27 protein-coding genes are annotated in these 24,248 nt (G+C 68.6%); 11 read left to right on the top strand and 16 right to left on the bottom strand.

Going from position 1 to position 24,248, the window contains the following annotated elements:
• The first annotated feature begins 110 nt into the window (after window positions 1-110).
• Together AC069H_RS36240 and AC069H_RS36235 are read left to right on the top strand one after the other, a co-directional pair.
• A complete protein-coding gene (locus AC069H_RS36240; RefSeq protein ID WP_478235345.1) occupies window positions 111-926 on the top strand; it encodes a TrmH family RNA methyltransferase in 816 nt (271 codons plus the stop codon).
• A 27-nt stretch (window positions 927-953) separates the two neighbouring features.
• Window positions 954-1,556, top strand: a complete 603-nt coding sequence (locus AC069H_RS36235) for a DUF2537 domain-containing protein (protein ID WP_478235344.1) — start codon at window positions 954-956, stop codon at window positions 1,554-1,556.
• On the opposite strand, the gene AC069H_RS36230 is transcribed toward AC069H_RS36235, so the two are convergent.
• The 6 genes from AC069H_RS36230 to AC069H_RS36205 are packed head-to-tail and all read right to left on the bottom strand — an operon-like array spanning window position 1,553 to window position 5,992.
• Window positions 1,553-1,897, bottom strand: a complete 345-nt coding sequence (locus AC069H_RS36230) for a YbaB/EbfC family nucleoid-associated protein (RefSeq protein ID WP_478225286.1) — start codon at window positions 1,895-1,897, stop codon at window positions 1,553-1,555. The two genes, AC069H_RS36235 and AC069H_RS36230, sit on opposite strands and share 4 nt — an antisense overlap.
• A gap of 2 nt (window positions 1,898-1,899) precedes the next feature.
• Window positions 1,900-2,520: a hypothetical protein gene (locus AC069H_RS36225; protein WP_478235392.1), complete on the bottom strand. Its 621-nt coding sequence runs from the start codon at window positions 2,518-2,520 to the stop codon at window positions 1,900-1,902.
• Window positions 2,520-3,743, bottom strand: coding sequence for a putative T7SS-secreted protein (locus AC069H_RS36220; protein WP_478235343.1), 1,224 nt, complete (start codon window positions 3,741-3,743; stop codon window positions 2,520-2,522). Before AC069H_RS36220 ends, AC069H_RS36225 begins: the two co-directional genes overlap by 1 nt.
• Window positions 3,740-4,192 carry a hypothetical protein gene (locus AC069H_RS36215; protein WP_478235342.1) on the bottom strand — a complete coding sequence of 151 codons (453 nt, stop codon included), beginning with the start codon at window positions 4,190-4,192 and terminating at the stop codon, window positions 3,740-3,742. The genes AC069H_RS36220 and AC069H_RS36215 overlap by 4 nt, the downstream gene beginning before the upstream one ends.
• 43 nt (window positions 4,193-4,235) lie before the next feature.
• Window positions 4,236-5,141 carry a hypothetical protein gene (locus tag AC069H_RS36210; RefSeq protein ID WP_478235341.1) on the bottom strand — a complete coding sequence of 302 codons (906 nt, stop codon included), beginning with the start codon at window positions 5,139-5,141 and terminating at the stop codon, window positions 4,236-4,238.
• Window positions 5,142-5,173: 32 nt separating this feature from the next.
• Complete coding sequence (locus AC069H_RS36205; RefSeq protein ID WP_478225291.1) at window positions 5,174-5,992, bottom strand: hypothetical protein; 819 nt, start codon at window positions 5,990-5,992, stop codon at window positions 5,174-5,176.
• A 32-nt stretch (window positions 5,993-6,024) separates the two neighbouring features.
• Between AC069H_RS36205 and AC069H_RS36200 the strand changes: the two genes are divergently transcribed.
• On the top strand, window positions 6,025-6,390 hold the full coding sequence (locus AC069H_RS36200) for an MmcQ/YjbR family DNA-binding protein (protein ID WP_478235340.1): 366 nt from the start codon (window positions 6,025-6,027) through the stop codon (window positions 6,388-6,390).
• 36 nt (window positions 6,391-6,426) lie between these two features.
• On the opposite strand, the gene sepH is transcribed toward AC069H_RS36200, so the two are convergent.
• The 4 genes from sepH to AC069H_RS36180 form a co-directional block, all read right to left on the bottom strand.
• Complete coding sequence (gene sepH, locus AC069H_RS36195; RefSeq protein ID WP_478235339.1) at window positions 6,427-7,272, bottom strand: septation protein SepH; 846 nt, start codon at window positions 7,270-7,272, stop codon at window positions 6,427-6,429.
• A 190-nt stretch (window positions 7,273-7,462) separates the two neighbouring features.
• Window positions 7,463-8,620: an ATP-binding protein gene (locus AC069H_RS36190; protein ID WP_478235338.1), complete on the bottom strand. Its 1,158-nt coding sequence runs from the start codon at window positions 8,618-8,620 to the stop codon at window positions 7,463-7,465.
• Window positions 8,617-9,276, bottom strand: coding sequence for a response regulator transcription factor (locus tag AC069H_RS36185; RefSeq protein ID WP_478225295.1), 660 nt, complete (start codon window positions 9,274-9,276; stop codon window positions 8,617-8,619). Before AC069H_RS36185 ends, AC069H_RS36190 begins: the two co-directional genes overlap by 4 nt.
• Window positions 9,277-9,393: 117 nt before the next feature.
• Window positions 9,394-11,196: an alpha-L-fucosidase gene (locus AC069H_RS36180; RefSeq protein WP_478235337.1), complete on the bottom strand. Its 1,803-nt coding sequence runs from the start codon at window positions 11,194-11,196 to the stop codon at window positions 9,394-9,396.
• A gap of 230 nt (window positions 11,197-11,426) precedes the next feature.
• Between AC069H_RS36180 and AC069H_RS36175 the strand changes: the two genes are divergently transcribed.
• The 5 genes from AC069H_RS36175 (at window position 11,427) to AC069H_RS36155 (ending at window position 16,252) form a co-directional block, all read left to right on the top strand.
• On the top strand, window positions 11,427-11,972 hold the full coding sequence (locus AC069H_RS36175; RefSeq protein WP_478235336.1) for a hypothetical protein: 546 nt from the start codon (window positions 11,427-11,429) through the stop codon (window positions 11,970-11,972).
• Entirely contained in the window at window positions 11,969-13,069 is a 1,101-nt protein-coding gene (locus tag AC069H_RS36170; RefSeq protein WP_478235335.1) for a peptidoglycan-binding protein, read from the top strand. Before AC069H_RS36175 ends, AC069H_RS36170 begins: the two co-directional genes overlap by 4 nt.
• Window positions 13,066-13,752 (top strand): ABC transporter ATP-binding protein, encoded by a 687-nt coding sequence (locus AC069H_RS36165; protein WP_034308470.1) that lies wholly within the window; start codon window positions 13,066-13,068, stop codon window positions 13,750-13,752. The genes AC069H_RS36170 and AC069H_RS36165 overlap by 4 nt, the downstream gene beginning before the upstream one ends.
• Window positions 13,749-14,969 (top strand): ABC transporter permease, encoded by a 1,221-nt coding sequence (locus AC069H_RS36160; protein WP_478235334.1) that lies wholly within the window; start codon window positions 13,749-13,751, stop codon window positions 14,967-14,969. Before AC069H_RS36165 ends, AC069H_RS36160 begins: the two co-directional genes overlap by 4 nt.
• Before the next feature lie 92 nt (window positions 14,970-15,061).
• The gene (locus AC069H_RS36155; RefSeq protein ID WP_478235333.1) at window positions 15,062-16,252 is read left to right on the top strand and encodes a glycosyltransferase 87 family protein; all 1,191 of its coding nucleotides are present in this window, start codon (window positions 15,062-15,064) and stop codon (window positions 16,250-16,252) included.
• 1 nt (window position 16,253) lies between these two features.
• On the opposite strand, the gene serC is transcribed toward AC069H_RS36155, so the two are convergent.
• Entirely contained in the window at window positions 16,254-17,381 is a 1,128-nt protein-coding gene (serC, locus tag AC069H_RS36150) for a phosphoserine transaminase (RefSeq protein ID WP_478225301.1), read from the bottom strand.
• 115 nt (window positions 17,382-17,496) lie between these two features.
• Here serC and AC069H_RS36145 point away from each other — a divergent pair, with 115 nt between their 5' ends.
• Both AC069H_RS36145 and AC069H_RS36140 read left to right on the top strand, forming a co-directional pair.
• The gene (locus tag AC069H_RS36145) at window positions 17,497-17,814 is read left to right on the top strand and encodes a hypothetical protein (RefSeq protein ID WP_192743760.1); all 318 of its coding nucleotides are present in this window, start codon (window positions 17,497-17,499) and stop codon (window positions 17,812-17,814) included.
• Entirely contained in the window at window positions 17,814-18,242 is a 429-nt protein-coding gene (locus AC069H_RS36140; protein ID WP_478235332.1) for a hypothetical protein, read from the top strand. Before AC069H_RS36145 ends, AC069H_RS36140 begins: the two co-directional genes overlap by 1 nt.
• Here AC069H_RS36140 and AC069H_RS36135 read toward each other — a convergent pair.
• The 5 genes from AC069H_RS36135 to AC069H_RS36115 are packed head-to-tail and all read right to left on the bottom strand — an operon-like array spanning window position 18,239 to window position 23,004.
• Window positions 18,239-19,585, bottom strand: a complete 1,347-nt coding sequence (locus tag AC069H_RS36135; RefSeq protein WP_478235331.1) for a serine hydrolase domain-containing protein — start codon at window positions 19,583-19,585, stop codon at window positions 18,239-18,241. The genes AC069H_RS36140 and AC069H_RS36135 overlap by 4 nt on opposite strands.
• A 14-nt stretch (window positions 19,586-19,599) precedes the next feature.
• Entirely contained in the window at window positions 19,600-20,220 is a 621-nt protein-coding gene (locus tag AC069H_RS36130; protein WP_478235330.1) for a response regulator, read from the bottom strand.
• A complete protein-coding gene (locus AC069H_RS36125; protein ID WP_478235329.1) occupies window positions 20,217-21,371 on the bottom strand; it encodes a sensor histidine kinase in 1,155 nt (384 codons plus the stop codon). Before AC069H_RS36125 ends, AC069H_RS36130 begins: the two co-directional genes overlap by 4 nt.
• A complete protein-coding gene (locus AC069H_RS36120) occupies window positions 21,368-22,180 on the bottom strand; it encodes an ABC transporter permease (RefSeq protein WP_478235328.1) in 813 nt (270 codons plus the stop codon). Before AC069H_RS36120 ends, AC069H_RS36125 begins: the two co-directional genes overlap by 4 nt.
• Entirely contained in the window at window positions 22,177-23,004 is an 828-nt protein-coding gene (locus AC069H_RS36115) for an ABC transporter ATP-binding protein (protein ID WP_478225539.1), read from the bottom strand. Before AC069H_RS36115 ends, AC069H_RS36120 begins: the two co-directional genes overlap by 4 nt.
• 196 nt (window positions 23,005-23,200) lie before the next feature.
• Here AC069H_RS36115 and AC069H_RS36110 point away from each other — a divergent pair, with 196 nt between their 5' ends.
• Window positions 23,201-24,163: an endonuclease domain-containing protein gene (locus AC069H_RS36110; RefSeq protein ID WP_478235327.1), complete on the top strand. Its 963-nt coding sequence runs from the start codon at window positions 23,201-23,203 to the stop codon at window positions 24,161-24,163.
• The last annotated feature ends 85 nt before the right edge of the window (window positions 24,164-24,248 follow it).

Below are 24,248 nucleotides of genomic sequence, written 5' to 3'. Positions count from 1 at the left end.
GCTCTCTGTCACGAGTGGTTAACTGACAGCAAAATACCTCCATTCGTACCATTTACCCGCAGGCGATCGGACGCAAACGGCGCGCAGCGGGCGGATGACACACTCTCCTGGTGGCAGAACTGATCACCATCGACGACCGCGACGACCCGCGGCTCGACGATTTCCGCGACTTGTCCACAGCCGATCGGCGTCCCGATAGGCCGGGTGGGCGTGGCTTTGTGATCGCCGAAGGCACCGTCGTGGTCGAGCGGCTGCTCAAGTCCCGCTATCCGGTCCGTTCCCTGCTCGGAGTGGAACGGCGGTTCCACGAACTGGGCGGCGACCTGGACGGCGTCGATGCCCCCGGTTATGTGACTTCGGCCGAGACGATGGCCGAGGTGGTCGGATTCCACCTGAATCGCGGCATCCTGGCCGTCGCGGACCGGCCGTGTCCGCCGCCGGCGGTGGAAGAGGTCATCGACGGTGCGCGGGTGCTCGCGGTGCTCGAAGGCGTCGGTGACCACGAGAATCTCGGTTCGCTGTTCCGCAACGCGGCCGCGCTCGGCGTCGACGGGGTCCTGCTCGGCGCCGGCTGCTCGGACCCGCTGTACCGGCGCAGCGTCCGCGTCTCGATGGGGCACGTCCTGCGCGTGCCGTTCGCGACAATCGGCTCCTGGCCCGGTGACCTGGAACTGCTTCGGGAACGCGGTTTCCGTATCGCGGCCCTCACTCCTCGTGCGGATTCCGTTTCGCTGCGCCAGTTACGCGACCAGACACCGGAGAAGGTCGCGCTGATGCTGGGCGCGGAAGGCCCCGGCCTGACCGAGGAGGCCATCGCCGCCGCCGACGTCGCGGTCCGGATCCCGATGCCGGAAGGCGTCGATTCGCTGAATGTCGCCACGGCGGGCGCGATCGCGTTCTACGAGACGCGTCCACCGCTATCGTGAGCACCCGAGCGATCACGAGGAGAACCCATGGAATTGCGGATCCGTGAGGGACGCGCGGTGCTGGCCGGTCCTGGCGGCGAAAGCGCGCGCGAGGTGGACCCGCATTCACTCGCGATCGGTTCGGATCTCGCTCAGGCGTTGCACGAATGGGCCAGGGTCGCTTCCGCCGTCGGCGGCTCCGGCACCGAGGCGGCTTCCGTGGTCTCCCAGCGAGGCCGCCAGCTCGCCCAGCGGGTCGCCGCCACGATGGGCACGTCGGTGCGGTTCGTCGATCCTGTCTCCGGCGACGGCGTCCTCATCGACCCGCCCGCCCCGGCACCCCGCAACGAACTCGCGCGGCGGCTCTTCGGCACGCCGGACCCCGCCGGGGAACCGACACCCTGGCTGACCGGGCTGACCGTCTCCGCGTTCGCCGCGGCCGTGGTCGTCGTGGCGATGCTGGCACTGGCGAACACCCTCGCGCGTGAGACCAACGGCTGGCTCGCGCTGCTCGCGTCCGCCGTCGTGTCCGCCGGGATCACGCCGTCGCTGTGGCTCGCGCGGAGGGTGCCGATCGTGCGCTGGGCCTCCTTCGGCGCGGCCGCGGGGATCGTGATCGCGTGGATCGGCGTGCTGATCATCGTCTTCTAAAGATCGAAAACGGTGTCGATCGGCTCGTCGTGCTCGTCCTCGGCGGGTGCCGGACGGTTCGGCCGCGGCGCGGGCTCCCCGGTCAGCGCACGCCGGATGGTCGCCGTGATGACGTCACCGAGCGCGCTCGCGCTCGACGCCATCGCCTTGTCGGCGAGCCGGACCTCGCCGATCGCGCCGCCGGGTCCGACGGTCACCGTCACCGTGCCGTCGGGGGAAGTCACCTCGGTCACGTCACCCGCCGCGGCGAGCGCCTTGGCGTTCTCGGCCTTGCGCGCCTCGATCTCGCGCAGCTGCCAGCGCATTTCTTCGATCAGCTGAGGATTGCTGAGTTCCGCCATGGTCATTCCTCCGTGGTGCCCGGGCGAAGGCTGTGCGCAACGCGGGACGCGGCTTCCGCGACCGCGGGCCACCCTGTCCCGGATTCGGCGGCGACCACCAGCACGGCCAGGAACTCGCCGTCGGGCAGCGGGATCTGGTACTCCACCTTGGCCTGTGTGCGCACGATCTCCGCCGGGCGGCCGGTGAACTCGGGCGGCAGGCGGTACTCGCCCGCCACGACCGCTGCCATCGCCGGGCCGATCGGCAACCGGATCACCCGTGCGTCGGCACGCGGATTTTCCTTCCGGTAGACGTCCAGCAAGGCGTCGGCCACCGCGGTGCGCCGCAGGGTCAGCATCTCCGGATCCGCGTCCGGCCAGCGCAGCACCGCCAGCGACAACGTGGCGAGGTACTCGGGGCCGTCGCCCGCGGCGAACTTGCCGAACACCCGCACGCCGTTCGCCTTCAGCTCGGGTGTGAGTGCCATCAAAGCGGCGGCGAAGTCCTCGGTGGACCGCCCGGCATGGGCGGCGGCCTTTTCGCCGACGGCCAGTGCGACTCGCGCGTTCAACGTGTCGTCGCCGGTCACCGGCATCCCGGTGAAACCGGGCGGGAGGTCGATTCGGAGACAGGTCGCGTTCATCAGCTCCACGCCTTGTCCTCGGCACGCTCTTGGGCGTTCCTGCGATCCTCGGCCGCGCCCTGCTCGATGGCGTTGCCCATGGCCATCGCGGCCAGCGGGGCCCCGCCGAAGATGATCGACGAACCGGCCACCGCCCATTGGGTGCCGTCCTTCGGGATCCAGTAGTTCTTGAAGTCGTCGATCGGTCCTTCGAACTTGCGTCCTTGGATCTCACCCGCGGTGTCCATGCCGGTCTGAACTCCGAGAGCACCGTAACCGGCGAGCCCGGCGGCGGTGGCTATCTTGGTCGCCGTAGCGGAATTGCCGGGGATGAGCCCTGTCAAGGAGGTCGCCGAACCGATCGCGTCGAAGGTCAGGGTCTCGGGGGCGACGTCCGCGCCGGCCGCCTTAGCCACGGAATGCCCGCCTAGGGCCGCCACTCCGAAGCCCGCGGCGACGATGCTGGTGATCTCGCCGACCGGAGGCGGTATGACATCGCTGGCGATGCCGAGCAGATTGCCGATGTCCCCCATGACGTCGGACACCTTGGACAGCATCTCGGCGTTGTCCTGAACAACGTCCCATGCCGCGTCCACGAGGTCGGCGGTCGCGTTCACGAGGTCGGTGACGACTCCGGTGACCGCGTCGACGACGTCGTCCAGCAGATCGGGCTCGTCGGGAGCGAGCTCTTTCGCCTTCCGGAGCAGGTCCGCGACGCGCGCGGCGGCCGAAGTGTGCTGTTCGAGCAGCTTCTTCGCGGCTTCCTGAATTTCCGTGCAACCGTCGATGGCCGCCTGGAGCTGTCGTCCGGCGTTGTCGAGAAGAGCCTGCGCGATCCGCAAGGACTCCTGGTCGGTGAACGTCTGGTTGGCCAGCGCGAAGTCGGGATTGGCGCGAGCGTGTTCGGCCGCTTGGGCGGCGGCTTTGGCCTGCCGCTCGAGATCGGCTGCTTGGCGCTGCATCTCCCCGAGGTCGTGTGTCCAGCCTTCGAGCGCGTACGCGGCCTGCGCCATCGAACGTGCCGCGCCATCCAGGTACTCGGGCAGCGGACCCAAGCGCCGGGAGAAGGCCTCGCTGGCCTCGCCGGTCCAGATTCCCTGCTTCGTGACGATCTGGCGGAGCATGGTGTCGGCCTCCGCGAGGTCACGGCTGACCGTGCGGTACTTCTCGGCCAGATCTCCGACACCTCCGACGTCGCCGGGAGCCGGGTCGAAGCCGAGCGCGGGGTACTGGTCGCCGGTCACCGGCCACCTCCGAGGATGTCGGTGATGCCCCCGGTGTAACCGCCGCCGACCGGGCCGCCGTCGTCGCCCAGCGGAAATCGCGGTGAAGGGTCGGGCGCGCCCCCGGGTTTCGGTGTGCCACCGCCCTGCGGGCCCTCGACGGGATCGGGGATCAGCTCCGCGAACTTGTTCAGGTCGCCGCCGAACTCTTCTTCCATCTTCTGGTACTTCTGCTGGGCCTTCTTCAGCCTTTCGGTGACGCCTTCCGCGGCCTCGCCCAGTCTGCCGATGCCGAATTCCCAGGCTTCTTCGAAGTCCATTCCGGATTTCGCGAGATCCTCGTTGCCCAGTGCGCCCCACGCGCCGCCACCGGAGAGTTTCTTGTTCGCGTCCGCCATCCGGCCGGCGCCGGTTTCCAGATCGCCGATGAGCTTTCCCAGCTCGGCGATCTTCACCGTGTACCCGCTCATGTACCCCCCTTTGGTACGGCTTGATCGGTAGCCTAAGGCCATTTCACGTCATGTCGTCAGACGTTCGATCGTTCGTGCCCGTTCCCCCGGTTGTTCCGGCGCCCGCACGGACGAACACCATTTCCGTCGGTTGACCGTTCGGCTTTCTGTCCCACGCGGTGTAGTAGTAGTCGCGGGAAGCGGCGATCTGCGCGACGAGTTCCGAGGTGAAACCGAACACGTCCGGGTGAACGTGTACTGAGCGTGATCCATCGAACCTGGCGGCCAGCCAGCCTGCCCGGACGCTCCTCGGCACGACGCGCATCCAGCGGACACTGAACACCAGCAACGGCAGCCCGATGACCAGGACGGCGAAAATCAGCCAAGTGTGGTCGGTGTAGGCACCGACGGTGCCCGCGGCGATCATCAGTGCCATCGTCGTCACGGCGATCGTGGTGGAGAAACCCGACGAAAACGGCCGGAAACCCTGCCGTTTCCCAGGTCGCGGATTCGGTGTGCGGCTCAGGCACATGAGCCGGTCACTGCTGTCGGTGAATTCCGCGATCACGCCCATTCGCCCCTGATCGGCGAATTCGGCGACTTGCCGCCGGCTGAGCTTCGCCTCCTGCAGGCTGATCCACACCTGGTCGGCGCCGTTGATCTTCTTCATCAACCACTGGGCGCGTGAGGGAACAGGAGCGGACGACGGGTAGTCGTAGAACGGCGTGCCGGGGAAGGCCTGCGGCGCGAACTGAAAGCTGAGGACGCTGGGGTCGGGAGGTGGGATCTCGACGTAGAAGCGATCGTATGCGGCCTGCCGGATGATCCGCGGATCCAGGTTCCATTCGACGGGGGAGACGTGGACGACGGGTTGGCCGTCGAACCGCTGGTAGCGCAAGGTGCCAAGACGGAAAGCCCAGTCGAGACCGAATTCGACGGGCTGGATCCCGTCCGCCGACAAGTAGTGCATCGATCACCTCCCCGGCGCCGAGGGTAACCGAGTCACGCGCGTTTGTAGAACTTGAGACTCGGGCCGCCCGCCTGTGTCGCAGACTGCCCGTAAAGCTCATAACCGTGATACGCCGCGATCTGCACGACCAGGTCGGCGGGGATCTGATAGGCGCGCATGGCGAATTCCACGTGGGGGCTGCCGTCGAATTCCCGGGCCAACCAGCCGACGCGGGTGGTGCGCGGGAACAGGCTGGTGGTGAAAGCGGCCGGGATGGCGCCGGCGAAGGCCGCCATGAACAGGAGGCTGACGACCGGGGCTTCGTGGCCTGACGGCATTCCGACGATCACCGCCGCCGCGCCGAGGAGGACGAAGACGGTGACGGGTGCGATGTTGTTCAGCCAGGCGTAGCGGAACCGGAGGCCCGTGGGTGCGGGCAGGGGAAGCCTCGGCGGTGACGGATCCCGGCTGAGCAGGAGGACCCGGTCGCTCGGATCCGCGAATTCGGCCGCGACACGCAGGCCCTCCGTCTCGGCGACTTCCGCGACACGCCGGGCGGAGAGGTTCGCGTGCTTGAGGCTGATCCAAACCCGGCCGGAGCCGCTGAGATGGTTCAGCAGCCAGCGTTCGCGGTCTTTGTCCGGTCTGTCCGGCCCGTCGAAGACGGGGACCGGCGGGACGTGCTGCGGCGCGAACTGGAAGCTCAGGCAGCCCTGGAACATCGGCGCGATCTCCAGGTAGCCGCGGCTTCGGGCGATACCGCGGAGAGCGTCGGGATCGATCCGCCATTCCATCGGTGAGACATGCGTGTACGGCGTCCCGGTGAAAACCTGGAAACGCAATCGGACAGCGCGTGCGTACCAATCCTGCATGAATCCCCCCTGGCCCGAGGATACTGAGATCCATGACCGGTGACCCGCTCGATTCACTCAGACGGCTGTGTCTCGCGCTGCCGGAGACCTCCGAGCGGCTCAGTCACGGCGAGCCGACGTGGTTCGTCCGCGGCAAGAAGACGTTCGTCATGTACGCCGACCGTCATCACGACGACAAGGTCGCCTTTTGGTGCCCGGCGCCGCCGGGGGCGCAGGAGGAACTGGTGGGCGCCGAACCCGAGCGGTTCTTCCGTCCGCCGTATGTCGGGCATCGGGGGTGGCTCGGGGTACGGCTGGACGTGGACGTCGACTGGACCGAAATCGAGCGGATCGTCGTCGACGCGTATTGCCTCGTGGCGCCGAAATCCCTGATCGCGCAGGTCCCCGGACGCACGTAGTGGCCCCTCCACCGGAAGGGGCCACTACGTGCGGATTCAACCTCGTTGTGATCGGACGCCCAGAAGGACGTCTTCCCAGGATGGAACGATGGGGTGGTTCTTCTTCCCCTTCGCCCGTGGAGCGGGTTCGGCCACTTCCTCCGGCTCGTCAGTCGGAAGTGGTGGCTCGGCCTCTTCTTCGGGCTCCGCGATCGGCGCGTCGATCACCTTCGCGACCGGCTCTTCGGGGGCCGAATCGAGGGTGGGCTGGACGACCGCTTCCTTGCCGGGGTCCAGCGCCCGAACCGTGCGCGGGGCGCGGTAGGCGTTGGGGTTGAGCAGGACTTCGGCGTTCTCGTCGAGGGCTTGCACGGTGCCGCCGTGCGCGCCGGGCGCGAACGACCAGTGCGCGCGGTTGTCCGAGCGGCCGGCCTTCCAGCTCAGCACGACGACCCACTTGCCGTCGTCGCCTCGCCAGGAGTCCCAGGTCGCCTGGCTGTAGTCGTGGCCGCGCTGCCCGAAGGAGTGCGCCACGACCTCGCCGAGCGTCTGGACGTCGGGGCCGTCCTCGCGGACCGGATGGGCTCGCTGGGCCAGTTCGGCGGTGCGGGAACGTTCGAGCAGGACGGGGTACGCGAACCGCTCGACGCGCTGCACGGTGACGCCGGCGCTGCTCGCGACCTGCTCCACGGACTCACCGGCCCGGATTCGTGCCTGGATCTCGCGTGGCCGCATTTGGCTCTCCAACTCGATTTCGATCTGGCCGAGGCGGGTGATGTCACCCCTCGCCGCCGCTCGCAGCCTCTCATCCGCGGGGAGCAGGAAGCGCGTGCGGCTCGCCGGGTCTTCGCACACGATGGACTTACCGTCCTCGTGCAGCCCGACCACCCGTAGCGCTCGCATTCTCGCCTCCCCGATTCTTCACCATTGTGGGTGTCCACGTTAAAACGGCGCGTCGCCTTGACGTGTGAGGCGCGCCGATGTCATGTGTCCTGCTCACTATTTTGTTCATGACGGCAAGGGGAATTCTGCGGGAGTGGCGGGCGGCTCGTGGCGTGACGCGCCGGACACGCACAGTCACGATCGGGGGAATCTACGGCAGCCGCACCCGGACGACCAGTCCACCGCCTCGGCCGCCCGGTTCCGCGCCCGCGGTCCCACCGTGCGCCTTGGCGATGGACCGGACGATCGACAGCCCGAGTCCCGCGTTGCGCGAGTCGCCGGTGCGGTCGCCCGACAGCCGCCGGAAGGGTTCGAACAGCGCGGGCACGGCGTCCAGCGGCACCTGCGGGCCCGTGTTGCGCACCACCAGCGCCGGATCGACGCCGATGTCGACGTGGACCCAGCCGCCCTTGTGGTTGTAGGTGATGGCGTTGTGCACCAGGTTCGTGACCAGCCGCTCCAGCAGCACGGGATCGCCGGATGCCGTCCGCGGCCGCAGCCGCGACTCCACCGTGACGCCCGCTTCCTCGGCCATGGCCGACGCCGCCCGGATCACCGTCGCCGCGACCTCGTCCAGCCGGACGGGGCCGCGTGCGGCCAGGCCGCGGTCACTGCGGGCGAGCACGAGAAGGCCCTCGATCATCCGTTCGCTGCGTTCGTTGGTGTAGATCAGGTGTTCGCCGAGTCTCCGGACCTCGGGGCTCGCGTCGGGATCGGCCATCGCCACCTCGACGAGCGTGCGCTGCACCGCGAGCGGGGTCCGCAGTTCGTGGGAGGCGTTGGCGACGAAGCGTTTCTGGCTGTCGAACGACACGGCGAGCCGGTCGAGCATGCCGTCGAAGGTGTCCGCGAGTTCCTTGAGCTCGTCGTCGGGACCGTCGAGGTCGATACGCCGGTCGAGGTTTTCCACCTCGAGTTTCCTGGCGGTGGAAGTGATCGCGTGCAACGGCCGCAGTACCCGGCTCGCCATCAGCCAGCCGAGCAGTACCGCGAGCGCACCGGCGATCGCCAGCGCCACCAGCGATTGCCACAGCAAGGTCGACAGGACATCCGAGCGGTATTCGGTGATCGACGTCGCGACCAGTTCCGTGGCTTGAGCGCGCCCTGCGGGCAGGAAGGACGTCGTGTCCATGGGGTACGCGCGCTGGACCGCGATACCCGCGGCGTCGGTGGCGAACGCCGCCGTATCCGGCAGGGACGAGCTCACCAGCAGATAGTTGACGATCAGCAACGCGAGCCCGACGATCAGGAACGCGCAGCCGTAGAGCGCCGTCAGCCTGGTGCGGACGGAGAGCCGGAGCGGTTTCACGACCCGAACCGGTAACCGGCGCCGGGCACGGTCTCGATCAGCGGCGGTTCACCGAGTTTGCGCCGCAACGTCATCATCGCCACCCGGACGGCGTTCGTGAACGGGTCGGCGTGTTCGTCCCACGCCTTCTCCAGCAGGTCTTCCGCGCTGACCACGGTCCCTTCGGCGCGCATGAGCACCTCCAGTACCGCGAACTCCTTGGGGGACAACGGAAGGAACCGGCCGTCGCGGGACGCCTGGTGCCGGGGCGGGTCGAGGACCACGCCGCCGCGCTCCAGCACCGGCGGCAGCGCCGGCCGTGCGCGCCGCGACAGCGCCTGCACCCGCGCGACGAGTTCGGCGAACGCGAATGGTTTCGTCAGGTAGTCGTCGGCGCCGAGGCCCAGCCCGGCGACCCGGTCGTTGACGTCGGCCGCGGCCGTCAGCATGAGGACCCGCGCCTCGCCGCCGGCCCCGATCACCGCGGCGCAGACCTCGTCACCGTGCACGACGGGGAGATCCCGGTCGAGGACGACGACGTCGTAGCCGTGCACTCCGACCCGGTCCAGGGCCTGCGCGCCGTCGTAGCAGACGTCGACCGCCATGGAGAACCGTCGCAGGCCCTCGGCGATCGTGTCCGCCAGCAGCCGCTCGTCTTCCACCACCAGCACTCTCACCTGGCCAGTCTGCCCCGGGAGGGGGTAAGCGCGGGATAAGCGCCGGGTCGCGTGGGTCGTGAGTGGCGTTTCGGGTTAGAACCCGAAACGCCACTCACGACCACCTGTACCGAACGCTCAGCCTGCCGGGTGCAGTTGCCGCGCCGGAATCACCTGCTGAGGGGTGTTCGGGCTGGACCACAGCAGCTTCATCGACGCTTCCCCGCCGCGTTCGGTGTGTTCGAGCCGGATCGCGTACGACCGCCCGGCGACCAGGGCGAGTGTCGCTTTGTCGACACTTGGGCCGTGCGGGATGGTGTTGTCGATCAGGAGTTTCCCGTCGACCCACAGCCGCACGGTGTCGTCCGAAACCGTGGTGAACGTGTACTTCCCGGTGTCCCGCGCGGTGACCCGGCCGGTCCAGCGCGACGAGAAGGTCTCCGCCGGGATCTTCGCGTCCGGCGAGCCGGTGAACTTCCAGTTGTGGTTCACGCCCGGCTCGACCCGGCGCACCGTCGGTGTCCCGGTGAAGTCCGCGTTCGGCCAGTACTCGGCGGTCAGCCCCGTCCCGCGGCCGGCGGGCGCCTGCGGCAGCGGATCGACGCTCAGCTCGATGACGGTCGCGACATCGTTCGTCCGGCCGCCCGACGGCGTGAGCTTCACGCTTCCGGAGGTCTGCTCGACCCGTACGCGCTGACGGCTGCCGAGCACCCGCGCCTCGCGAACCCGGAAAGGTGCCAACGCTTCGAGCGTCAGCGAGCCGCCCGAAGCGGGCCAGTCGAACACCGACGCGTAGAGCTTGTCGCCGCGACGGCTGACGACGCCCCAGCCCGGTTCGGCGACCAGCCCCGGCGCGCCCGCTCCGTAGACGGCGGCGGACTGGCCGTTCGTTCGCAGCCACTGGCCCATCTGCTTCAGCCGGTCGATGGATTCCTGCGGCACGCGGCCGTTGCGGTCGGGCCCGACGTTGAGCAGGAAATTGCCGCTGCGGCCGGCGATCGAGAGCAGCTTCCTGGTCAGATCCGCCGAGGACTTCCAGTTATGGTCCCAATCGGTGTATCCCCAGCTGCCGTTGAGGGTCATGCACGACTCCCACAGCTGCCCGTCGACCGGTTTGTCCGGGATCTCCTGTTCGGGCGTCCCCGTGTCGCCGTCGACCACCCGCCGTTTGCCGACGCGGTTGTTGACCACAATGGACGGATCGAGGCCGCGGACGTAGGCCTCCAGTTCCTCGCCGTCCCTTTCCGTCCACGGGTTGTTGGGCCGGTCGGTGCTCCATTCGCCGTCGAACCACAGCACCGCCGGGTGGTAGTTGTCGACGAGTTCCTTGAGCTGGGCGTACATCCGCTCCTTGTACTTCGGGAACGTCGCGGGATCGGGGAAGTCCGGGTCGTGCCAATCCCAGATCGAGTAGTAGAAGCCGAGTTTGACGTCGCGCGCGGCCGTCGCGCGTTTCAGTTCGGCGAGGATGTCGCGCTTCTTGTCGAACGCCGAATGGTCGCGGAGGTTGAACTTGTTGACCTTCGTCGGCCACATCGCGTAGCCCTCGTGGTGTTTCGACGTGATCACCACGTACTTCTGCCCGGCGTCCTTCGCCGACTGCGCGATGGCGTTCGCGTCGAACCCGGCGGGGTTGAACTTCGCGGCGATCTGCTCGTATTCGGCACGCGGGATCTGGCAGTTCCGCTGGATCCACTCCGCGTCCTGGCAGACGCTTCCGTCGGGACGGGTGTACTTCCCTTGCAGCTGGGAGTACGCGCCGAAGTGGATGAACTGGCCGAAGCGGTCGTCACGCCACCAGCGCGTCCGCTCGGCGGTGAACGGGTCGTCGTAGGCGTGGTCGGACGGGAGTGGTGCGGCTTCCGCGGCGGGTACGACGCCCAGTGCGGTGGTCGCGATGACGAGGGCCGCCAGGGCCCGGAGTGGCTTGCGGCGATTCATGCACTCCTCCTCGCTGAGGTGTGGACGTCGGGGACTCTAAAAAGCCAGAGGTCGGATGTGAACCCCTGGAAGTCTCACTAGGTGCCTAGTTCACCCGTAAAGACGGCAGATAGATCGGATCTCTGTTCCGCTGACTGGGACGGTAAGCGCGACATAAGCGACTTCGCTTACCGCGCCGGAAGCGCCCGCTCCGTAGAAATCGGTGCGCCAAGACGACCGAAGGAGCAGCGATGCGGAAACGACCCATGGCGGTACTGATCGCCGGAGCGGTCTTCGCGCTGGTGGCCGGTTGCGGTGGTGGCGGGGACGGCGGCGACAAGGTCGCCTCGATCTCGTCCCCGCCCGCCGCCGGCGCCGACGACGGGAAACAGGCCGACAACGTGTCCGACGAGGACAAGAGGCGCAACTTCGCGAAGTGCATGCGCGAGCACGGGGTCAACATGCCCGAGCCCAAGCGGGACGCCAACGGCCAGGACACGATCACCTTCGAAGCGACCGACATGCCCGACGAGAACAAGATGAAGGCCGCGGACGAGGCGTGCCGCAAGCTGCTGCCGAACGGTGGCGAGATCAAGCCGCCGACGCCGGAAGAGCTCGACAAGATGCGCAAGGAAGCGAAGTGCATGCGAGACCACGGCATCGACTTCCCGGACCCCGAGCCCGGGGGCAAGGGCGCCATCGCGCTGGGTGACGCGGGCGGCGACCCGAAGAAGTTCGAAGAAGCGGCGAAGGCCTGCGGTCTCGGCATGACCATGAGGGCGGCTCCGGCGAAATGAGTGAACACGAAGGACCCGGTCGCGCACGGCGTTCGCGCCGGACACGCTGGTTCATCATCGCGGCGGTCCTCGTCGTCGTGGTCGGGACGACGTCGGTGGTCGTGCTGACCAGGGTCACGTCGGAGGCCCAGCAGGTCGGGCAGGCGCCACCACCGGTGGAGACCGCGAAAGTCGAGAAGACCGACCTGCGGGAGGAGGAAGAGGCGAACGGGACTCTGGGCTACGGCGCGGAAAACGCCCTCGCCGGCCGGAAACAAGGCACCGTCACCGCCCTGCCGGACACGGGTGCGGTGTACACCCGGGGGAAGACCGTGTACGGCGTCGACGCCAAACCGGTGCCGTTGTTCTACGGCACGCTGCCGTTCTTCCGTGACCTGGCGGACGGGGCCGCGGACGGCCCGGACGTCAAGCAGCTGGAAGAGAACCTGAAGGCGCTCGGTTTCGGCGGTTTCGGCACCCCGGACAAGAAGTTCACCTCGGCCACCGCCGCCGCGCTCAAGAAGTGGCAGAAGTCGCTGGGCGTCGAACAGACCGGCACCTTCGGACAGGGCGACGTCGTCCTCGCGCCGGGTGAGATCCGGGTTTCGCAGGTCGCCGCGCAACTCGGCGGCCCCGGCGGTGGCGAACTCCTGAAGTACACCGGCACCGAGCGCCTCGTCGAGGTCAAGCTCGACGCCGCCAAACAGGCCATCGCGAAGGAGGGGGACAAGGTCGGGGTCGACATCACCGGCGGCAAGAACACGACCGGCGTGATCACCGAGGTCGGCAAGGTCGCGGAAACCGGCAAGGACGGCGCCGGACAGGACGACGGCAAGCCGAAGATCAAGGTGAAGATCAAGCTGGACGATCCGGCCGCGGCGGGGTCGCTCGATTCGACACCCGTCTCGGTGCGGTTCACCAAGGAAGTCCACAGTGGAGTGTTGGCGGTCCCCGTCGGCGCGCTGCTCGCGCTCGCCGAGGGTGGATACGCCGTCGAGGTCGACGAAGGCGGCAAACGACGTCTCATCGCGGTGAAGACCGGCCTGTTCTCCGGCGGCCGCGTCGAGGTCACCGGCACCGGCCTCGCCGCCGGAATGCGGGTGGTGACGACCTCATGACCCCGGTGCTGGACGTGCGCGGCGCCTCGCGTACCTATCCCGGCGGGGTGCGGGCACTCCACGAGGTGTCACTGTCCATTGAGGACAGGGAGATGGTCGCCATCGTCGGCCCGTCCGGCTCCGGCAAGTCGACGCTGCTGCAGCTGATGGGCACGCTCGACCGGCCGACCAGCGGCGTCATCGAACTGCGCGGGCACGACGTGGCGAAACTGCCCGACCGCAAGCTTTCCGCGTTGCGATCGCGGTGGATCGGGTTCGTGTTCCAGCAGTTCTTCCTCAGCGAGGGAGTGAGCGCGGTCGACAACGTCGCGACGGGACTGCTGTACGCGGGCGTGCCGCGGCGGAAACGGCACGAGCGGGCGCTGGCCGCGCTCGACCGAGTCGGTCTCGCGCATCGGGCGGGGCATTTCCCGAACGAGCTCTCCGGCGGGGAACGGCAGCGGGTGGCGATCGCGCGGGCGGTCGTCAACTCGCCGTCGATCCTGCTGGCCGACGAGCCGACCGGGAACCTCGACACGGGCAACGGCGCGGCGATCCTCAACCTGCTCGCCACGCTGAGTTCGCAGGGGACGACGGTCGTGATCATCACGCATGACCGGGAGATCGCGGCGGGTATCCCGCGGCGGATCGAGTTGCGGGACGGCCGGATCCGGCTCGACACCGGGACGGGGGTGCTGGTGTGAGCGCACCCGTCGTCGACAAGACGCCGACGCCGAATCCGGCCAGGCTCGGCCCGCGTGACGTGCTGAACCTCGGCGCGCACGGGATGCGGACGCGGCCGATGCGGGCGGTGCTGTCCGCGCTCGGCATCGGGATCGGGATCGCCGCGATGGTGGCGGTGCTCGCGATCCCGGCGTCGGGCGCGAAGGCGTTGCAAGACCAGCTGGCCGCGCTCGGCACGAACCTGCTTTCGGCGGGGCCGGGCAAGACGATGTTCGGCGGCGACGCGACGCTGCCGGACAGCGCGGTGCCGATGGCGAAGCGGATCGCCCCGGTGACGGCGGCGTCCGCGACCGGCACCACCGACGGGACGGTCCGGCGTACGGACAAGATCGACAAGGACGAGACGTCCGGCCTCGGTGTCTACGCGGCGACCCCGGACCTTCTCGACGTCATCGGCGGCGCCGTCCGCACCGGGCGTTTCCTCCGTGACGCGACCCGCGACTACCCGGTCACCGTGCTGGGTTCGGTCGCGGCCGCGCGGCTCGGGATCGACCACATCGATCCGGCCAAGCCGCCCCAGGTGTTCATCGGCGGCCAATGGTTCACCGTGGGCGGCATTCTCAGGCCGACGCCGCTGGCGCCCGAGATCGAGCGGTCGGCGCTGGTCGGCTGGGACGTCGCCAAGCGGCTCCTCGGCTTCGAGGGGCATCCGACCACCGTGTACGTGCGGGCGAAGGATTCGCAGGTCGAGAACGTGCGTTCGGTGCTCGCGCAGACGATGAACCCGGAGGCGCCGAACGAGGTCGAGGTGCGCCGTCCGTCGGAGGCGCTGGAGGCGCAGAAGCTGACGGAGAACACCTACAGCGCGCTGTTCCTCGGGCTGGGCGGGGTGGCGCTGCTGGTCGGCGGTGTCGGGGTGGCCAACACGATGGTGATCTCGGTGCTGGAGCGGCGCCGGGAGATCGGCCTCCGTCGCGCGCTCGGCGCGACGAAACGGCAGGTGAGAGGCCAGTTCCTGGCCGAGTCGGTGCTGTTGTCCGGGCTCGGCGGGATCGCCGGGGTCCTGGTCGGCGTGCTGGTGACGGCCGGGTACGCGCTGAGCCAGGGCTGGCCGGCGGTGCTCCCCGTCGGCGCCCTGCTCGGCGGGGTCGGCGTCTCGGCTCTGGTCGGTGCCGTCGCCGGTGCCTACCCGGCGATGCGCGCGGCACGCCTGCCCCCGACCCAGGCCCTCGCCTAGCTCGCGTTTCGTCCTCTGGATGCGGTAGTTCGTAGTGCCGACTACCGCATCCAGAGGACTGGATGCGGAGTAGCGGTGGGTAATCTCGCCAGGTGCTGGTGGGATTGTCGGGGCGGAAACTCGCGGGGGCGTTGATCGCGCTCGAAGTCGTCGTGGTCGGCGTGCTGTTCACCCTCAAGGTGTTCGACGGCCAGGACCTCGAGGTCTACATCGGCGGCGCGCGGTTGCTCCTCGACTCGGGTGACCCGTACGGCGCGTGGGTGCAGACGCACGGCGGCTGGCTGCCCTTCACGTACACGCCGTTCGCGGCGGCGGTGTTCCTGCCGGGCACGTTGCTGTCCGCCGCGCTGGCCACGAGGCTGGTCGGGCTCGCGTCGATCATCGCGGGCGGGATCGTGGTCTACCTCTTCGTCGCGACGCTCAACGGTTCGCTCGCCGACCGTGCGAACGTCCGGGGCCGTGCCATCGCCGTCCTGGCGGCGATCGGGGCACAGGCCGTCGGCGGCGTCATGGAGCCGGTCCGCTCGACGCTCGGCTTCGGCCAGGTCAACACGCTGCTGATGCTGATCGTCGTCCTCGACGCGCTCCTGCCGGGCCGCGCCCGCACGAAGGGACTGCTGATCGGCGTCGCCGCGGCCATCAAGCTGACCCCGGCCTTCTTCATCCTGTTCTTCCTGTTCCGCAAGGACTTCCGCTCGTCCGCGCGGGTCGTGGCCGGGTTCCTCGGCGCGGGCGCGCTGATGTTCCTGGCCGCGCCGGGCGCGTCCGCGAAGTTCTGGACGAACATCCTCTTCGACACCGGCCGCATCGGCGATCGCGGCTATGTCGGCAACCAGTCGCTGCGCGGGATGCTCGCGCGCTTCGGGCTCGGCTCGGCGGAAGACATCGTCTGGGTGCTGGCTTCGATCGCCGTGGTCGCGCTGACCGCGTTCGTGATCGTGCGCGTCGCGGAACCGGTGCTCGCGCTGACCGCGTGCGCTGTCGGCGGGCTGCTGGTGTCGCCGGTGTCCTGGACGCACCACTGGATCTGGTGCGTGCCGATCCTCGCGCTGCTGATCTGGGCGCGCTCGGTCGTTTCGTACGCGCTCGCGGCCGTGACGGTGGCGCTGTTCGTGATCGCGCCGATGTGGCTCGCGCCGCGGCCCGCCGGGAACTTCGGCTGGTGGCTGGCGACGGAGTCCTACGTGCTGTACGGCCTGGTCGTACTCGCTCTGGCCGGTAAGTACGTGAAGGCCTCCTTCCCTACTCTCAGGGTAGGGAAGGAGGCCTTCACGGACCGCTAGCTCAGCCCAGGCGCTCGACGACGTACTCGATGCTCTGGGTCAGCTTCGTGATGTCGTCCGGGTCGATGGCCGGGAACAGGCCGACGCGCAGCTGGTTGCGGCCGAGCTTCCGGTACGGCTCGGTGTCGACGATCCCGTTGGCGCGCAGCACCTTCGCCACCGCCGCGGCGTCCACCTCGTCGGCGAAGTCGATGGTGCCGACGACCTGCGAGCGCAGCGAGGGGTCGCTGACGAACGGCGTCGTGTAGCCGGTCTTCTCGGCCCACTCGTACAGCCGGGTCGACGAGTCGCGGGTGCGCGAGGTGGTCCACTCGAGCCCACCGTTCGAGTTCATCCACTCGATCTGGTCGGCCAGCAGGAACAGCGTCGACACCGCCGGGGTGTTGTACGTCTGGTCCTTGCGGGAGTTGTCGAGCGCCGTGGTCAGCGACAGGAACTCGGGGATCCAGCGGTCGCTCGCGCCGATCTCGCCGATGCGCTCGACCGCGGCCGGCGAGGCCAGTGCGATCCAGAGGCCACCGTCGGAGGCGAAGGACTTCTGGGGCGCGAAGTAGTAGACGTCGAAGTCCTCGGCCTTGACCGGCAGGCCGCCCGCGCCGGAGGTGGCGTCGATGGCGACGAGGGCGCCTTCACTGCCTTCGGGGCGGCGCACGGGCACCGCGACACCGGTCGAGGTCTCGTTGTGCGCCCAGCCGACCAGGTCGGCGCCTGCCTCGTAGGCGATCTGGGGCGCGCTGCCCGGGTCGGCCTTGACGACGATCGGGTCGGCGAGGAACGGGGCGCCCTTGGTCACCGTGGCGAACTTCGAGGAGAACTCGCCGTAGGTGAAGTGCTGCGCACGTTCCCGCACGAGCCCGAACGCGGCGGCGTCCCAGAATGCGGTCGTCCCGCCGTTGCCGAGGACCACTTCGTAGCCCTCGGGCAGGGAGAACAATTCGGACAGACCCGCACGCACGCGGCCGACGAGGGACTTCACCGGCTTCTGACGGTGCGAGGTGCCGAGGTAGGTGGCACCGGATTTCGCCAGGTTGGCGAGCTGCTCGTCACGGACCTTGGACGGTCCGCAGCCGAAGCGGCCATCGGCAGGCTTCAGGTCCGCGGGGAGGGTCAACTCAGGTGCGTCGGTCATGTGCCCAGTCTCTCAGGTCGGGACGACCCTGCTGATAGTCGGTGCCGCGTGTCCGGAATATGGGATCGGCGGACCGGCTCCCGTCGGAGCCGACCGCCGGGTAGCTTCTCGCCTCATGGCGACAGTGCACGAGCGGTTCCCCGTTCCCCCCGAGGCGTTGTGGCAGGCCCTCCCCAACGGGGTCGACGCGGTCAAGGGCCAAGTCCCCTATTACGACGCCGCGGCCGGATACGTCACCTTCTCGACCAAGCTCGGCTTCTTCAGCTATGGGCAGACGGTCACCGTGAAGGTGGAGCGGACGACGGAGGGCTCCGGGCTGGCGATCCAGACGAGCCTCAAGTTCGGCTTCGTCGACTGGGGTGAGGGCAAGCGCATCGCCCGCAAGTTCATCGCGGCCGTCGGCGCGGCGGTCGGGCACACCCCGGCCGCTTGATGTCCGATCCGTGGAGACCCAGATGGGGTTTCCTGTTCCTGTACTTCCTCGGGCTCGGCGGGCACTGGATCTTCGCCGACTGGGACGACACGTCCACCATCGGCGCACCGCTCGGCTTTGTGGCGACGCTCGTGCTCGTGTTCGTTCCCGGCCTGCCGCGCTGGGTGCACGGAGACGAGCCGGGCGAGATCTCTTCGCCGAGGACCCGCCAGTGGTGGGCGGCGCTGCGGTTCACGATCCAGCGCCGTGAAGGTGTCCTCGACGGACGTCCGGCGAAGTTCGTCATCGAGCGATGCCCCGGCGAACTCGCCGAGTCGCTGCGCGGCCCGCGCCGGATGTGGGTCGTCGGAGACGCCGACTACGGCGACGGCCTGGTGTGCGCCGACGGCGGCCGCGAATTCACGACCGCCGCCTTCCGCTTCCGTTAGCGCCAGCCCTCGGGGTCGACGCCGCCCGGGATGGGCGCGGCCGGATCGAACGGGGTCCGCGAGAAGATGAACGTCGCGAGGTCGAGATGGTTCGGCTTGCCCGCCGAGTCCCGCCCGACCCGCAGCGTTTCGCCCGCGTAATAGGCGTCGAGCCCGACCCAGGTGTCCTCGCCCACCGGCGCGAAGCGTGAAGCGCGGCCGGGGCCGTCGGCCGGCGCGAGGGAGAACAGGCCGCCCGGGAGCAGTCGCAGGTGGTACGGCGTCGGGCCCCAGTGCCACAACCCCGTCAGTTCCAGCAGCTTCGGGTCCACAGTGGACGGTTGCCATTCGGCGGGCATCGACGGCTCGTGCTGTTCGGTCAGCTTCATCAGGTCGAGGCAGAGCTGCGTGATGCCGACGCCCGCCGTCGAGTTCGTCAGCACGAGTGCGCCGATGCCGGCGTTCGCGTCGACCAGCGAGCAGGCGAGGAATCCCGGCATCGACCCGGTGTGCCCGGCCAGCCGCCTGCCCTCCGTGCGGATCAGCATGACGCCGAGGCCGAATCCGGTGGTCCAGGCGTCGCCGTCGTCCACTGTGACCATTTCGCGCATCTCCGCGACGGTCTGCTCGCTGAGCACGCCGCCGGTGTGGCCGCCGAGGAACGACGTCCAGCGGGCGAGGTCGGTGATCGTCGACCACAGTTGCCCGGCGGGGGCCATCGCTCCCGCGTCCGGAGACGGTTCCGGCATGAGGAGATCGGCGAAGGGGTGCACGGCGAATCCGCTCGCGTGCGCGCCTTCGGGGTGCGGCGACGTCCGGGTCATGCCGAGCGGGCGGAGGATCTCGGCGCGGATGACGTCGAGCCAGGACTGCCCACGGTGCCGGGCGACCAGCTCGCCGAGCACGCCGTATCCGACGTTGCTGTAGTGGAACTTGCTGCCCGGCCGCAGCCGCGTCGCGCCGTCCTTGAGGCTCTCGACGAGCGCGTCCCAGTCGGCGCCGACCGTGCGCTCCCACCAGGAGCCGGGTGATTCCGCGGTCAGGCCGGAGGTGTGCGACAGCAGCTGCGCGATGGTGGCCGAGCCGAACGCGGTGCCCGGCAGGTGCTGCTCCAGCGGGTCGTTGAGGCCGAGCTTGCCTTCGTCGCGCAGCCGCATGACGGCCGTCGCGACGAGTGTCTTGGTGATCGAGCCGAGCCGGTACTGCGTGTCGGCGCCGGGTGTCTCGCCGTCGACACGTCCGCGCCCTCCGGACCAGGCGAGTTCGCCGTCACGGACGACGGCGGCGACGATGGACGGGGCGCGGCACGAGGATTGCTCGTGCGCGAGGCGGCGCAGCAGCGCCAATTCGGTCGAGGCAAGCATGGGACGCATTCTGCCTACCCGAGCAGGCCCAGTCGCATAGCGGTGGTCACCGCGGCCGTGCGGTCCGAAACGTCCAGTTTGCCGAACACGCGCAGCAGGTGGGTCTTGACCGTCGCCTCGCTGATGTGGAGCGCCCTGCCGATCTCGGCGTTCGTGCTTCCCCGCGCCACCAGCCGGAGTACTTCGATCTCGCGCGCCGACAGCGGTGACGCCATCGGATTGCGTACCCGGTTCACCAGCTTCCCGGCCACCGAAGGCGCCAACACCGTCTCGCCGCGTGACGCCGCACGGATCGCACTGGCGAGCTCCGCGCGCGAAGCGTCCTTCAGCAGATACCCGGAGGCGCCCGCTTCGACAGCGCGCAGGATGTCCGCGTCCGTCTCGTAGGTGGTGAGCACGACGACCCGCTGGCCCGGCCGGTCGGCGAGGATCCTCCGCGTCGCGCCGACGCCGTCGAGACCGGGCATCCGCAGATCCATCAGGATCACGTCCGGCTGCTTGATCCGGCTCAGCGCGACGGCCTCGTCGCCGGAACCCGCTTCCCCGACGACGCTCAGATCCGGCTCGGCCTCCAGCATGCCGCGCAGGCCTTCCCGCACCACGGGGTGATCGTCGACCAGCATGATCGTGATCACGCGGGCACCTCCAGTTCCAGCGTCGTCCCCGCACCGGGTTCGCTCTCGAGTGTCACGATGCCACCGACCTGATCGGTGCGCGCCCGCATCCCCGCCAGGCCGAAGCCGCCGGTGGGCGCGGCGGGATCGAATCCGGTGCCGTCGTCGGTCACGGTGAGCCGGACTTGTCCGTCCACAACGGACAGGCGTAGCGAGACCGCGGTGGCGTGTGAGTGCTTGCGGATGTTGCTCAGCGCCTCCTGCGCGCCTCGCAGCAGGACGACTTCGGTGGCCATCGGGAGCGCGGGCAGCGGGCCGTCGACGTCGATCGACGCCTCGATCCCGGTCTCCTCGGTCAGCCGTTCCACCTGACGGCGCAGCGCTTCCTCCAGTGAAGCGGCGGCGAGCGCCGATGGCCCCTGCGCCGCGACCATCGCCCGCGCCTCCGCCAGGTTCTCCCGCGCCGTCCGGGCGGCGAGCTCCAGGTGGCGGCGGGCCGCATTCGGATCGGTGTCCATTTCGGACTCGATCGCCTGGGTGAGCGTGACGATGCTGGTGAACCCCTGCGCGAGCGTGTCGTGGATTTCGCGGGCCATGCGCTCGCGTTCGGCGGCCGTCCCCGCCTCCCGCGAGAGCCTGGCGACCTCCGCCTGGCTGACTTCCAGCTGGTCGATCAGTGCGGCCCGGCCTTTGCTCTGCTCGATGATCTGGGTGGTGTAGCGGCCGGCGAGGAGGCTGAAGACGATCAGGATCGCCGTCATCGGCAGCAGGACCGGCTGTTCGCCGAGCCCGCCCCGGGCGAGCAGGGACACCGGGCTCGACAGCACCGCCGCCGTGGTGAGGATCGACGCGGCCTTCGTCGGCATCGTCATGTACAGCACGGGGCAGACGAGGAAGAGGATGAAGCTCGAGTTGCCCGCGGCGAAAATGGCACCCGTCGTGAAGAGCATCATCACCCCGGCGAACAACCATGGTGTGTGGTCGTAGTCCGGGCCTTTGATGAGGCGGCGTCCCCGGATCAGGTAGGTCGCGCCGAGCCCTGTCAGGCACAGGAGCGCGACCGTTTTGCCCGTCGTCGCACCGTCTTCGAGGAGCACCAAGGCCGTCGTCGCGACGAAGGTGACCCCGAACAGGACCTCCCAGAGCCAGTAGAACCGCTCCCAGGCGTTCACTTGCCTTCGTTCGACCAGCGGAACGTCAGCTTCGCCAGCAGCAGCCCCGCGGCGCACCACGCCGTCAGCACCAGTGCCACCATCGGAAGTTCCCATGTCCCCGCCATTTCCTGGGTCGCGGCTTCGGACGGCAGGAACACCGAGCGGAAGCCCTGGCAGATCCACTTCACCGGAAAGAACGAAGCGATGTCGACCATAACCCTCGGCAGCGCGGTGATCGGCGTGACGAACACCCCGGAGATGAACTGCAGCGCGATGTAGATCAGGTTGGTCACCGCGACCGCGCCGCTGACCGTCCTGGTGACGGATCCGAGCGCGATCCCCAGCAACGTGCAGCTGGTGATGCCGAGGAGGAAGACCCACAGCGCGGTCAGCAGTTTCGCCGGGTCGCTCGGCAGTTCCAGGTCGAACAGCAGGCTGCCCACGATCGACATCAGCACCACCTGCGCGATGCTGGTGAAGCCGACGAGGATGATCTTGCCGACGAAGTAGGACGCGGCGGGCATCGGCGTGCCGCGCAACCGTTTCAGCGCGCCGAGCTCGCGATCGGACGCGAGGTTGATCCCGATGCTGGTGAAGGAAGTCGAGACGATGCCGGAACCGATCATGCCCGCGGCCAGCACCTGACCGGTGGTGATCACCATGCCGGGCATCGAGGAGTTCAGCATCGAGCCGAGCAGGATCATCAGCAGCGACGGGAACGCGAAGGTGAAGATCACCTGCTCCCGGATGCGGAAGAACTGTTTGATCTCCGCGGCGCCTCTGACGAGGCCGAGTGAGAAGGTGCCCGGGAGGGCCAGCGTGCTCATCGGGCTTCTCCGATCAGGTCGAGGTAGGTCTCTTCGAGGGTGGGGCGGTGGACCGTCAGCTCCGACGGCTCGCGGCCGTCGGCGGAGAGCTCGCGGATCAGCTTGGCCGGGAAGTGGGTGCGCTCCTGATGGCTGCCGCGCTCGTCGGCCCAGCGGACGGTGGCCTCCGCGGTCGCGCGGCCGCTGAGCGTCCGCGGCGTCCCCTCGGCGACGATCTCTCCGCGGGTGATGACCGCGACGCGGCCGGCCAGCGCCTCGGCCTCGTCCAGATAGTGGGTGGTGAGCAGGATCGTGGTGCCTTCGCGGGCGAGACTCCTGATCAGCTCCCAGAACCGGCGCCGGGCCGCCGGATCGAACCCCGTCGTGGGCTCGTCGAGGAATACCAGCTCGGGCCTGCCGATGATCCCGAGCGCGACATCCACACGACGCCTTTGCCCGCCGGAAAGGCTCTTGACGCGGGCGCCCGCCTTCTCGGTCAGTCCGACCTGCTCGATCACTTCTTCGGTGTCACGGGGATCCGGGTAGTAGCGGGAGAAATGCCGGACCGTCTCGGCGACGGTGAGCTCGGCGGCGTCGTTGGCCGTCTGCAACACGATCCCCAGCCTCGCCCGCCAAGCCCGGCCCGCGGTGCCGGGATCCTCGCCGAGCACGTCGACCTCGCCCGACGTCCGCACGCGGTGCCCCTCCAGGATCTCGACCGTCGTCGTCTTGCCCGCCCCGTTGGGGCCGAGGAGCGCGAAGACTTCGCCCTGCTCGATGTCTAGGTCGATCCCTCCGACAGCCGTGTGGCCCGGGTACTCCTTGCGCAGACCGCGCACTCTCACTGCCGTTTTCATACCTCGATCGTGCTGTGCGGGACCGGGGTCCCGGGACATCCGCAGGACTGAACCTGGCTGTCAACCGATCGATGGACACCGGTGTCACCGCCCTCCCCGCATTTAGTCCTCTGAATGCGGTTCTTGCACGCGCAACTACCGCGTTCAGAGGACTAAATGCGGTCTTACACAGGCTTGACGGGTTGTGGACAACCAGGCCGAAGATGATCTTGAATCCGGAGGCGTGCCGGAAGCGGATGCCATCGTTCGATGCGTGCCCAGTAATCGTTACGCGACGACATGCGAGTTCTCCGGCCCCTTCGTGGGCAGCCGCGCCGTCAGCGAAGGAGACTTGACCCGCGCGCAGCTCCGCTCAGGGCCGTATAACCGGCTCTTCCAGGATGTCTATGCCCCGATAGGCATTCCTCAAGATCACGTGCTGAGGTGCAAGGCCGCGATCCTCGTCGTGCCCGACGGCGCGGTGCTGACCGGGTGCTCGGCCGCGACGGTCCGTGGATTCGCGTTCTCGCTCGAAAACGATCCGGTCGAGTTCGCGGTGCCCGAGGTGAGAGGGTTTCACAGCCTGCGCGGAACGCATCTCCGCCGGACCAGGCTCCTCGGCCACGACTTCGAGCCATGGCGGGACGGTCTCATCGCGACTCCGTTGCGCATGACGATGGACATTTTGACCGACACCCGCCTTCGCCGGTCGTTCCCTCGTGTCGTCGGCATGCTGGACACGCTGCTCCGTGCCGGCTTCGTCGATCGCGAGACGCTCAAGGCGTACCTGGAACACCGGCACGACAACGGGATCGTCAGGGCCCGGCAGGCCTTGGCATTCTCGGACGAGCGCGCCGAGTCCATCCCGGAATCGGAGGTCAGAGTGTGGTTGAGAATTCACGAGATCGAGGTGGAACCTCAGGTCGAGGTCTATCGCGGAACCCAGTTCCTGGGACGGCTCGACCTCGCGATCCGCGAGGCCAAAGTCGCCGTCGAGTATGACGGGGCTTGGCACCTGGAAGGCGAACAACCGCGTCTCGACGCGCGTCGACGAGCGATGATCGAGGCTGAGGGCTGGGAGTTCGTCGTCATCACCAAGGACGAGCTCTATGCCGACCCGCGGGCGATGGTGCGCAGGGTGCAGGCGGCCATCGCCTCCCGCATTTAGGGGTCCTAACAGAATGACCTTTGGGGTGTGGTTTGATGCCGTGTCTCGTTGATCTTCGGTGAGAGGTGGGCTGGGTGGGGCAGCG

The organism is Amycolatopsis sp. NPDC043887 (assembly GCF_056435665.1).
This window is presented reverse-complemented; position numbering and strand designations above follow the sequence as displayed.